Origin of the sequence: Streptomyces sp. ATCC 21386 (assembly GCF_018728545.1) — a bacterium.
GTDB lineage: Bacteria > Actinomycetota > Actinomycetes > Streptomycetales > Streptomycetaceae > Streptomyces.
Map to the genome: position 1 here is coordinate 2,082,062 of NZ_JAAVVL010000001.1, position 11,686 is coordinate 2,093,747.

General features: G+C 66.8%; 9 protein-coding genes. 7 read left to right on the plus strand and 2 right to left on the minus strand.

Annotation, left to right across the window (positions count from 1 at the left end):
- Window positions 1–132 precede the first annotated feature (132 nt).
- From GWK25_RS09100 to GWK25_RS09120, 5 genes are all read left to right on the plus strand, one after another.
- The gene (locus GWK25_RS09100) at window positions 133–573 is read left to right on the plus strand and encodes a hypothetical protein (protein ID WP_215449283.1); all 441 of its coding nucleotides are present in this window, start codon (window positions 133–135) and stop codon (window positions 571–573) included.
- Between the two features lie 2 nt (window positions 574–575).
- Window positions 576–2,342 (plus strand): hypothetical protein, encoded by a 1,767-nt coding sequence (locus tag GWK25_RS09105; RefSeq protein ID WP_215449284.1) that lies wholly within the window; start codon window positions 576–578, stop codon window positions 2,340–2,342.
- 98 nt (window positions 2,343–2,440) lie between these two features.
- On the plus strand, window positions 2,441–3,667 hold the full coding sequence (locus GWK25_RS09110; RefSeq protein WP_308404195.1) for a S8 family serine peptidase: 1,227 nt from the start codon (window positions 2,441–2,443) through the stop codon (window positions 3,665–3,667).
- Between the two features lie 97 nt (window positions 3,668–3,764).
- Window positions 3,765–4,115, plus strand: coding sequence for a WXG100 family type VII secretion target (locus tag GWK25_RS09115; RefSeq protein ID WP_215449285.1), 351 nt, complete (start codon window positions 3,765–3,767; stop codon window positions 4,113–4,115).
- Window positions 4,116–4,188: 73 nt separating this feature from the next.
- Window positions 4,189–4,488, plus strand: a complete 300-nt coding sequence (locus GWK25_RS09120; RefSeq protein ID WP_215449286.1) for a WXG100 family type VII secretion target — start codon at window positions 4,189–4,191, stop codon at window positions 4,486–4,488.
- A gap of 140 nt (window positions 4,489–4,628) precedes the next feature.
- On the opposite strand, the gene eccCa is transcribed toward GWK25_RS09120, so the two are convergent.
- On the minus strand, window positions 4,629–8,603 hold the full coding sequence (eccCa, locus tag GWK25_RS09125; RefSeq protein WP_215449287.1) for a type VII secretion protein EccCa: 3,975 nt from the start codon (window positions 8,601–8,603) through the stop codon (window positions 4,629–4,631).
- Between the two features lie 333 nt (window positions 8,604–8,936).
- On the opposite strand from eccCa, the gene eccD reads away from it, so the two are divergent.
- Window positions 8,937–10,451 carry a type VII secretion integral membrane protein EccD gene (eccD, locus tag GWK25_RS09130; protein ID WP_374200602.1) on the plus strand — a complete coding sequence of 505 codons (1,515 nt, stop codon included), beginning with the start codon at window positions 8,937–8,939 and terminating at the stop codon, window positions 10,449–10,451.
- A gap of 128 nt (window positions 10,452–10,579) precedes the next feature.
- Here eccD and GWK25_RS09135 read toward each other — a convergent pair whose 3' ends face one another.
- Entirely contained in the window at window positions 10,580–10,873 is a 294-nt protein-coding gene (locus GWK25_RS09135) for a DUF397 domain-containing protein (protein ID WP_215449288.1), read from the minus strand.
- A gap of 316 nt (window positions 10,874–11,189) precedes the next feature.
- On the opposite strand from GWK25_RS09135, the gene rpsO reads away from it, so the two are divergent.
- A complete protein-coding gene (gene rpsO / locus GWK25_RS09140; RefSeq protein WP_033529274.1) occupies window positions 11,190–11,477 on the plus strand; it encodes a 30S ribosomal protein S15 in 288 nt (95 codons plus the stop codon).
- Window positions 11,478–11,686 lie beyond the last annotated feature (209 nt).

The window sequence follows — 11,686 nt, forward strand, 5'->3', positions numbered from 1 at the left end:
TTGTGCAGGTTGACTACAGTGGCAAAGCGCCGAGAGGTACGGCTCGCTTTGCGAATCGTACGGCGCGTGGTTGGCCGAGTCCCGATCAAGGTAGGGGCTGACGGGTGTACGGGGAAACGGGGGAGGGGCATCGTGCTTCCGGCAGAGATGGCGGGGGGTGTGTCGGCGGCCAGGGCGGCGAACCTGGAGGCCAGTGGTGAGGCCCTGGACAAGTTCGTGAAGCGGGTGGATGCGGTTCTCCGCGACCTCGAGACCTCGGCCGGCAACCCGACGAGGGTGGGCGCTCAGACCATCAGATCCACATCCCTGAGCGCGGGGGCTGACGGCATCTTCCCTGAGGCCGACGGCTTGTACATGCAGTACAACCGGGTCCATCGAGAGCTCACGTCCTTGTCGAAGATCCTGCATCTGCAGATTGAGGCGACCGCCATCGCGGTTCAGGGTGCGCATTGGGGATTCGACAATCTCGAAGAGGAACTGCGTCAGAGGTTCTACGCCATCCAGGGGCAGGTCAAGGACATCCAGGATGGCAAGCAGCACATCAACGACGGTCGCACCGGCATGAAGGCGTGACGATGACCGACAAACAGCACGAGGCGGATCTCGATCGCGTCGAAGGACAGAACGGCGTCACGGATATTGTCCGAGGGGTTGAGGACCGTCCGCAAGGTGGGTTGCTCAACCGCATGATGCGCTCGGCCTTCGTGGACAGTCCGCTCGGGCGGACCATCGCGGAGCGGACGGACTTCGAGAAGCGCGACTTCGACCTCAATCAGCTGGTCGACCTCGTCGAGCAGACGGACCCGGAGGATCTGGAAACCTCGGGCAAGGCTCTGTGGGACGCACGCGACGCCATCAAAGCGGCGGCTGACGAACTCAAAGGTCACATCGACAACGTCCACTGGATCGGAGAGTCGGGTGATGCCTTCCGTAAATGGGGCAGCTCGCTCGTCACCAACACACAGCACTTGAGTGACTTCGCCGGCGCGGCGGGAGATCAGATCACTGCTGCTGCCGTGGGTCTGGCGTCGGTGCGCGGCGCCATGCCGTCTCGCGATTCGGAACCGAGCCGGAAGCGACCTGAGCGCTTTACGGAGGCTGAGAAAGTCGCTGACAAGAGTGAGTACGCCGCTGCCGTACGGGTGGAGAAAGACCGCCAAGAGGCGATCAACCAGATGAACCGGTTGGCTTCGTACTACGCGGTGTCCGAAGAGATGTTGGCGTCTTTGCCCGCGAATGACAAGACACCGGTTTTTGCGGCGATGCCTGATGTCGGGGTTCCCAAGCCTGTGGCACCGCAGGCGGACTACGCCAGTTCGGTGTCCGGCGCGGGCTCCCACGCCACCGGGACGACATCCCCCATGGGTGATCAAGCGACGGGCGAAGTCTCCAGGCACGGTGCAAGCGACAATCAACTGACTTCCAAGGACGTCACCAGCAAGAGCACGTACCCCGACGAGCATGTCCGTATCAATATCGACAGCGTCGGCACGCTGCCACCGTCCACGACCACACCTGGGACTGGTCACACTCCGCAGACATCGGGTACCCCTACTCCCGGGGGCGGCCAGTCGAGCATGTTCGGGGGCGGCCTTGGGACGCCGTTCTCCAATGGCACGGCAGGCCGGAATTTGGGTGGAACGGGTGGTCTTCGTACCCCTGCGTCGGCTCAGGGCCGCGCCAGTACGCCCGGTTCGAGTAATTCTGGTCCTGGGCGCTCCACTGGGCAGGGACCCATGAACCAGATGGGGCGTGCCACGCCGACCGGGCAGCCCGCTAGAGGCATGGCTTCTGGAGCGCACTCGTCCCAGATGGGTCGAGCGGTCACCGGTGGTACACCGCGAGCCGGCGGCACGGCCGCTCCGCGGGTGAACGGCGGTCCTGCGACCGGAGCCGGTCGGGTCAACGGAGTGGTCGGGGGACAACCCACGGCTGGCGGTAGCTCGTCCGCGAAGGGTGGGGCGAGGATTCCTCGTGGCATGGTCGTCGGTGGCGAGGGGGCAGCCAACTCACGGCCCAATGCTGGCCGCCCTGGGCAGCGTGGGGTCTTCGGAGCGTCCAAGTCCACGGCGGGGTCGAGTTCAAGCCCGACACCCCCGCGTGGTGGTTCAGGAGCATCCGAAGCAGTGACGGGCAGGGCGGTCGCACGTAACTCCATCGCAGGAGCCGAGCGCAACGGGCTGACGCAGGGCGGCGCCGGTCTCGTGCGCGGTCCTGACCCTGGAGGGCCTGGTGGAGACGGGTACGCCCAGGCATCGCCGCGTAGCGACCCCCAGGTCGAAGACGAAGCGTCGCATCTGCGCAACCGGCCGCGGCGTGATGTGCCGCCGGTCGCCAACTGAACGTGAGCGAGGACACGGACACAATGAGGTCAGGGACCAGTCGACGAGCCGAGCGGACCGCGCTCCACAGATCGCATTGCCGTAGACCGGCGCGGGCTGTGGTCGCGGTCCTCGGTGCCCTGGCGGTTGTGAACGTGGGTTTCGCCCCTGGCGCCGCTGCGTACGATGCTCAATCCAAGCAGTGGTACCTGGAACCGATGCAGGCCGAACAAATGTGGAAGGTCAGCACGGGGAAGGGCATCAAGATTGCACTCATCGACAGCGGGGTGAACGCGAATACCGCTTCCTTGAAGGGGCAGGTCCTGACCGACGAAGTGCCCAAGTCGGTTGCGTACGGAGCCACGGACGATTATCTCGGTCATGGAACTTCCATGGCTGAATTGATAGCAGGTACGGGAGCCGGAGGGAGCCTGCAGGGCTTGGCACCGGGGGCGAAAATCGTTCCGTATCGCATCGAGCTTGATGGACTCAAAGGGGGAGCGGAGGAACGGGAGAAGACGCCGGATGCCATAGACGCGATCAGGGCGGCTGCCGACACCGACGCGCAGATCATCAGCATGTCGTTCGGATCGGTGGGGCCGAGTTCCGAGGAGGAAGAGGCCATCGAGTACGCCGCCTCGAAGGGAAAACTGATGATTGCCTCTGTTGGTAACAAGGGGCAGACCAAAGGCTCGATTGGTTACCCGGCAGCATACCCGTATGTAGTCGGGGTCGCGGCTGTGGATTCCTCCGGCACGGTGCCAGAGTTCTCCTCCTCCGGAGACTACGTTGACCTCTCGGCGCCGGGAGACGGCTTCCCAGGGTGGTGCGATACGACCTTCCGTTCGTACTGTGACGACAAGTCTGGTACGAGTCCCGCAGTCTCCATCGCCTCAGCCTCCGCCGCCCTGATCTGGTCCGCCCACCCCGACTGGACGGTGAACCAGGTCACCCGATCCCTGATCGACACCGCCAGCCGTACGTGGGCGAAGGGCGATCCGAGCAAGTACGCCGGTTATGGAATGGTCCGCCCGCGTAAGGTCCTCGAAGACCCCAACTACGACGCAGGCCCCGCAAACGTCGACCCCCTCGCAAAGGAGAACGGCGGCGACTTGCTGGCCAACTCCGCATCCACCGCCTCACCCTCTCCCTCCTCCACCTCCTCTCACTCAACCGCGTCCCAAGCCCCCGAAAGGGCCTCGACAGGCGGCACCTCCGCGGCTGGATCAGCCGCGGAATCGACCAACGACAGCAACATCCTGTGGATCACGCTCGGCGCAGCCGCCGCGGCCATCGTGATCGCTGGTGTCGGCGTGGCTGTCCTACGGGCGCGACGCGCCAGGTGAACCTCGGCCGCAGTAAGGGGCCTTCAAGCGCCCTGTGCTGTTCGGCTCAAACCCAGCCAGTTGGATCGCGAAAAAGACACAGGAAGGACGGCTGACCATGGCCGGTTCGCAGAAGCAGAAGCTCGAAAATGATGCCGTAATTCTGCTGCAGAAGCAGATGTCCGAGAAGTACGAGAACGTCAGATCGCGTGTGCACAGGCTTCAGGGAATCATCGACAGCCTGGAGACCGGTCAGTGGGACGGAATCGGCCGCGCCGCCTTCGACAAGAAGCAGTTCGAGATCAACCAGTCGCTGCAGAGCATGGGCAACATCCTCGCCGAGGTCATCGACGCGATGACCTCGACGCGCAACATCATCGACAGCAAGGAAGACGAGGTGCGCGCGGCGGTCAACAGGATTGACCTCCAGGACGGTGCGCCTACGGTGTCTCCCTTGAGTTCCTACTGAACTGAGCCGAGTTCAGGACCACGGCCGGGCATCGGCTTCATCAGCACGCAGCAGCGAGACGAGGTAGGTAGGCATGGGTAAAAACATGGACGGGCTTTCCGTCACTTATGACGCGCTCGACATCACGGCGACCAAGATTGCCAACGAGGCGAGGGACCTCGAGACGGATCTGCGGGAGTTGAAGAGGCTCGTCGAGAACAGCGTGCAGTACTGGGAGGGTGAGGCCCAGGACACGTTCAAGGTGAAGCTGGAACGTTGGGACAAGGAGGCCGCCGACATCCACACGGCGCTCACCGGTATCGGTCACGTCGTGGCCACGGCTGGCGGTACCTACATGGAGGGCGACAAAAAGGGAGCCAGCTACCTTCAGTAGCACGAGTTCATGAAGCACTACCGGGGTGGGCGCGCGCGGGAGGCGCCCACCCCGTCGTTGCTCAGGGCCCGTCGGACCGCAGGAGTGGCATGTGCGCGGGCTCCGCGCTGCCCGGGTATGGGCGCACTGTCCGCAGGCCGTCAGCCATCCCCGCCCCCGACCAACCCGACCTGCACCAACGGCTTCCCCCGCTTCCGGGACACGAACACACCGCGCCCCGCAGGCATCGGCCGCGGCCGTACACCGCCCAGCAGGTCGCCCTCGCCCGGGTCGCCCGCGAGGACGACGCCTTGGGCCCCGAGTTCCTTGATGCGCTGTGTGAAGGCCTCGTAGCCTGCGCGGCCGGCGCCCGCGGTGGAGCGGGCGATGATGAAGCGGACGCCGACGTCACGGGCGAACGGAAGCATGTCCGTGAGTCCCGAGAGCGGGTTGCCGCTCGACGTGGACACCAGGTCGTAGTCGTCGACGATCACGAACACCGTGGGGCCCCGCCACCAGCTGCGGTTGCGCAGCTGCTCCTGGGTGACGTCCGCTGTGGGGGTGCGGCGTTGCATGAGGTCGGCCAGGGCGTCCATATGGTGCTGCATCTGGTTCGACATGGGGATGTACTCCGCCAGATGGGAAGGAGGGGTGACACCCAGCAACGAGCGGCGGTTGTCGACCACGAACAGCTTGCAGTAGTCGCTGTCGTAGCGCTCGGTGAGCCGCTTGATGAGCAGTTTCAGCAGATTCGACTTACCGGACTCGCTCTCGCCGAAGATGAGGAAGAACGGGTCTTGGTCGAAGTCGACGAACACCGGCTCGAGGCTGTCCTCGTCGAGGGCGAAGGAGATACCGCGGTTCGGGAAGCGGTGGCCCGGGGGCAGTTGAGATGCCGGGAACTCCCGTGGCAGCAAGCGGACTTCGGGAGCGCCAGGCTGTTGCCAGTGGCGGCCGACCTCGGAGGCGAGGGCCGCCGTCGCCTCCGCCAAGTCCGTGTCGGAGGACAGGCCGTCGATACGCGGGACCGCCGCCATGAAGTGTTGCTTCTGCGGTGTCTGACCGCGTCCAGGAACACCTGTGGGCACGTTCGCTGCCACCTTGCGGTCGAACTCGGAGTCCATGGGGTCGCCGAGCCGCAACTCCAAGCGGTTCATCAGCTGATCCTTGAGGTTCGAACGGACCTCCATGGAGCGCGAGGCGGTGAGGATCAGGTGGATGCCGTAACCGAGGCCGCGCGCCGCGATGTCCAGGATCACCGGATCCAATGCCTCGTAGTCGCTACGGAAATTGCCCCAGCCGTCGATGGCGAGGAAGACGTCGCCCCAGGGCTGGTCGGTCACGGAGATGTCCCCCCGGGCACGGCGCGCACGGAACTCGGCGATCGACGAGATGTTCGCGGTGCGGAAGTACTCCTCACGGCGGGTCAGGACGCCGTACACCTCGGCCACCGTACGCCGGACCTTCTCGGGGTCCAGTCGTGAGGCAACCCCTCCCACATGCGGCAGGTCGGCCACGGCCGACAGACCGCCGCCACCGAAGTCGAGTCCGTAGAACTGCACTTCGTGAGGGGTGTGGGTGAGGGCGAACGACGCGATGATCGAGCGCAGCAGTGTCGACTTGCCGGACTGCGGGCCGCCGAGGACCTGCATGTGGCCGGCCGCGCCGCCGAAGTCGGTCCAGAGAGGTTCGCGCCGCTGCTCGTACGGCTTGTCGACGAGGCCGACCGGGACGACGAGCCGACCGGCACCCTCGTAACCGGGCTGTGTCATGCCCCGGCCGGGCACCGGGGCCAGCCCCGGGAGCAACGAGTCGAGCGATGGTGGACTGTCCAGTGGGGGAAGCCACACCTGGTGGGCGGCCGGCCCCTGGGCCTCCAGGCGCCGGACGATCACGTCCAGCACGGTGTCGGCGAGCGCGTCGTCCTGCTGCGCGTCGGGCTCTTCCTGACGCTGCTGCGGTACCGGCGCGTACCGCACAGGGACATCGGCCGCGGTGAACAGCACGGGTCGACGGTCGACCGGGAGCGGTCCGCCGGGCACGACGGCCTGCTGGGAACCCGTGCGGTACACACCGGAGACGTACGCCGCCTTGAAGCGCACCATCTCCTCCGTACCGAACTTCAGGATGCCGGAGCCCGGCACGTTCGGCAGCTCGTACGCGTCGGGGACGCCGATCGCGGCTCGGGACTCGGCCGCCGAGAACGTCCGCAGACCGATCCGGTACGACAGGTAGGTCTCCAGCCCTCTCAGACGGCCTTCCTCCAGACGCTGCGAGGCGAGGAGCAGGTGCACACCCAGAGATCGGCCGATACGGCCTATCTGCACGAACATCTCGATGAAGTCCGGCTTCGCGGTCAGCAGTTCGCTGAACTCGTCGATCACCAGGACCAGCGACGGAATGGGCTGCAGCGGGGCGCCGGCGGCGCGTGCCTTCTCGTAGTCGTGGATGTTGGCGTAGTTGCCGGCATCGCGCAGCAGCTCCTGGCGACGGTTCAGCTCACCGCGGATGGAGTCGCCCATGCGGTCGACGAGGGTCAGGTCGTCGGCGAGGTTGGTGATCACGGCCGCCACGTGGGGCATCTGCGCCATGCCGGCGAAGGTCGCACCACCCTTGAAGTCCGCCAGGACGAAGTTCAGCGTTTCGGAGGAGTGGGTCACGGCCAGGCCCAGGACCAGCGTGCGCAGCAGCTCCGACTTTCCGGAACCGGTCGCGCCGACGCAGAGGCCGTGGGGACCCATGCCCTCCTGCGCGGCCTCCTTGAGGTCGAGCATCACGGGCCTGCCGTCCTCGCCGAGGCCGATCGGCACGCGCAGCCGCTCCGACTGCGAACGCGGGCGCCAGGTGCGCCGTGGGTCGACCGAAGCCGCGTCGCCCAGGTTCAGCAGTTCCGTGAAATCCAAGTTGGCCAGCAGCGGTTCGCCGTCATCGCCACCCGACGCCATGCGCAGCGGCGCCAGTTGTCGGGCGAGAGCTTCGGCGGCCTCGTACGACAGGACGTCCGGTGTGCCCTCGTAGACCAGGCCGTGCGCCGACTCCAGACGCAGTTCCTTGGGCTGCACGATGATCGAGAGGTCGCCGCGCCCGGAGCTGAGGTCACCGGGGACGATCTCGACGACCGTCACGCTCTGCAGACCTTCAGGACTGGCCAGCAAAGAAGCGGGCGGCAGTGAGACACCGTCGAGCAGGACGACCAGGTGCGGTTGCTCGGAGACCGGCGGAGCGGCGGGGTGGAAACGCGGGCGGCCCTGGAGGACGTCGGTCAGCCGGTCCTCCAGTTCCATCGGATCGGTGGTGATCAGTCGCATGCTGCCCGCGCCGTCCGTGACGCCCCGCGCCTGCGTGTGGGGCAGCCACTTCGCCCATTCCCACGCGGGCGCCGCCTCCCGCCCGGTGGCGATCGCGATGACCAGGTCCTCGGATGAGTGCAGCGCCGCGAGACAGGCCGTGACCGCTCGGGCGGTGCCGCGCACGGTGCCGGGTTCGCCACTGATCGTCACGTGGTAGAAGGCGCGTAGCGAGACCGCCATCGGCAGGCCCTCGAGCGTGCTGTGCGTGGCCAGGAATCGCTGCATGGCCCCGGCGGTCAGCGGCTCCAACTCGTCGACCGGAGCGGTCTGCGGTGCGATCAGGGGAGTGGCCAGACCCTGCGGGCCGAGGCCTACGCGCACCTGCCCGAAGTCCTCGTCACCGGTGCGCCGTTCCCACACTCGGCTGCCCTCGGCGACCAGGGCCCACAGTTGCTCCGGCGAAGGGTGCAGGTAGTACTGGGCGTCGCGCTGGGCCTGGGCGGTGTCCATGGCCTGGCGCCGGGTCTGCGACAGGTAACGCAGGTAGTCCCGTCGGATGTCCGCCAGTTGGCCCTGGTTGCCGCGGCGGTAGCGGACCAGCATCGCGACGCCCATGGCGATCGTGGAGGCCACCATCACCATGCCCATGATCTTCATGAAGGGCTGGGCCTGCGGGTTGAAGAAGAACACCACGGAACCGCCCATGCCGAGCATGGGCAGCAGTTGCATGAGCGCACCCTCCTGCTGCCCACGCGGAAGCTCCGGCGGAGGCTGCAGCACGACCTCGTCCGTGGGCACTTCCTTCGGCAGCGCCCGCGGTGGGCGCTTGACGACGATGTGGCTCACTACGCACCAATTCCCTTGCCGGACCGAGATGTTTCGTCCGCCGCCCCGTGTCCGGCGGACGTCGATCGCGAACGGTGATCCTACTGACAACCACCGATACCGGCGGGCGGTAGGGTGCCCGTGAGGTGTGTGAGCAGTTGCGAATCGTTCCGGGAAAACCGGGCAATCCGCGACGCTCGGAAACCAAGCGCCGCCCCGCACTTCCCGGGCGTGACGACATCGTTGCCCGGTTACGCGGGCGGCGCGGCGCAACGTGCACAGGATCTTTGCGGGCGGACGGGTAGGCAGCGGCACTGCACGGACCGCCCGATCACCGACGAGGGGGAACAGCAGGTGAGCTTGACGGCCTCCGCGCCGGTCGGCGCGACCGGCGGACGGGGCATCGGAGTCCCTTCCGGAGCAGGCACGGGCCTGGGTTTCTGCCGGGTCACCATCGTGGCACCCGACAGCCGCATCGACGTGGCGCTGCCCGACGACGTACCGGTCGCCGACCTGTATCCGGAGATCCTGAGGCTTTCCCAGCAGAGCCCCGACGAAGGTGCTCCTGTCGGCTATCACCTCGTACGCCGTGACGGCACAGTCCTCGACGGAGCGCGGTCGTTCGCGGCGCAGCGCATCCTCGACGGAGAGCTGCTCAGCCTGCGGCCGTTCGCAGCGTCGCTGCCGCCGGCCGTCCTCGACGACGTATCCGAGGCGGTGGCCGCTGCCGTCACCCGTGACCGCACCCTCTGGAACGGCGAACTCACACGAACCGCCGGTCTCATCGCGGGCGGAGTCCTGCCCGTGCTCCTGGCGTTCGTGGCCTGGAGCTCCGAGATCCGTCACGACATGCACGGCCTGCAGGGCGTCATCGCCGGCGTTTTCGGACTGCTGTTGCTCACCATCGCCTGCGTGCGTGCACGGGTGTACGGCGATCGCGGCTCAGCGATCGCTCTCGGCCTGGGCTCCTTCCCGAACCTCGCTGTGGCTGCTTCCGGACTCCTTCCTCTCTCCGGGGGACAGGGCATCGGGCGGCTGCAGTTTCTGCTCGCCTGCACGGCCGTCCTGCTCGCCGCCGTGGTACTCACCTTGTTGTCGCCGGGAGGCGACGGTCCCTTCGTGGCCTTCGTCTTCGCCACCGCGATCGGTCTGATCACCACCTTCATCGCCATCCTCACGAAGCTGCGGCCCATCGAGACGGCCGCCATCTGTGCCCCGCTCTCCGTTGTCGCGCTCGCCTTCCTGCCCGGCCTGTCCATGCGTTTCGCGCGATTGCCGATCGGTTTCGAACCGCCCAATCCGTCTTGGGGCGGCTACGACGAGGGTGAGTCGGACGCGCTGGATCCCATCGACGTCGAGCGCGTCGCGGCACAGGCCCGCCGCGGCCACGAGCTTCTCGTCGGTCTCGTCGGCGGCTGTGCGCTCGTCTCCGTGGGCGCGTCGATCGTCCTGGCCTTCTCCGGCAATGTGTGGGCGGAGCTTCTGGCTCTGTCCACAGGTGTGGCGATGCTGATGCGCGCCCACCTCTTCCGCTACACCGCGCAGGTGAGCGCTGCCCTGGCGGCGGGCCTCACGGCCCTGGTCTTCCTCGGACTCGGGCTCGCCCTGAACCCGCCGCAGGACTACGTGCGCGACGCCGTCCTCGGCGATACGACTGCCCTCGACATCCGTAGCGTCTGGCTCGCTGCGGCGATCGCCACAGCCGTCGTCCTCGTCACCGCGATCGGTCTGATCACCCCGCAGCGTGGCGTGACCCCGTTCTGGGGACGCTTCCTGGAGATCGCCGAGGGCTTCGTACTGCTCACGCTCATCCCGTTGGCTCTGGCAGTCTTCGACGTGTACGCACGGGCACGGTCCATGACCAGGTAGCTTCCCCAGGGCGAGTAGCTCTCAAGCCCCGGGCCGATACGGAGAGCACAGCCGTAGGTGCCCGGCAGTGCAAGCCAGTGGGGCAGGCAGCCGGAAGCTGGTTCCTGCCCCATCCGCCCACACTCGTCCTACGTGTCCGGGCCCCCGTTGCGCGAAGTCGGCTCCAGGTCGAACTCACCGTCCCGGGCGCCCAGTACGAAGGCCGTCCACTCCGCCTCCGTATAGCGGAGCACAGTGTCGGGATCGAGAGACGACCGCATCGCCACCGCCCCCTCCGGGAGGTACGCGATCTCCACCCGCTCCTCGTGTTCCTCCGTGCCCGGTGCGCAGTGCCACTCGACACCCGAGATGTCGAGCGCGTAGAGCTCGTCCTTCTCCCGCTCCTTGCGTGCCTTGAGTTCCGTGTCCTCGGCCTCGGCCATGACGGCTCCGATCCTTCCTCCGCGCCAACGCACTGTGCGGTCACCCTACTTGCGAACGTTCCGGCTGCTCAGAGGTTTAGGGAAGGACGACCGTAACGAGGTGTGTCCGCTGTGTCACCGACCCGCCTCGACGTCCCCCGGCCGGCCCGGTCCTGCCGTACTGGTACGCTGACTGACGGCCGTCTGTGTACGCACCCCGGTTCCCATGGACCCGGCGGAAGCGCCGACGGACCCCGTCACCAGAGTCACGTAAGCCCCCCTGAGACGAAGACCAGGGGCACTCGGTGGCATCAATGAGACTCATGAGGAGTATCGCGTGTCGCTCGACGCCGCTACGAAGAAGCAGATCATCAGCGAGTTCGGTACCAAGGAGGGCGACACCGGCTCCCCCGAGGTCCAGGTCGCGATGCTCTCCCGCCGGATCTCGGACCTGACCGAGCACCTCAAGACCCACAAGCACGACCACCACTCCCGCCGTGGTCTGCTGATCCTGGTCGGTCAGCGCCGCCGTCTGCTGCAGTACCTCGCCAAGAAGGACATCCAGCGCTTCCGTACGCTGGTCGACCGCCTCGGCATCCGCCGCGGTGCGGCGGGCGCCAAGTAAGACGCCGTGCAGGGGAGCGGTTCCCGGGAAATGGGGACCGCTCCTTTTGCTGTATTCGCGGTACTCGCTGTATCCGCGGTACTCGCCGACTTGTCGTACGCCCTCCACGGCACGCGCCGGATCCCCGGCGCGACCTCGCCCGGAGGGGGCGCGCGGCCCGCCGTACGCGGGACGTACGGGCGGAAACGTGCGGAGTGTCACCACCCCTT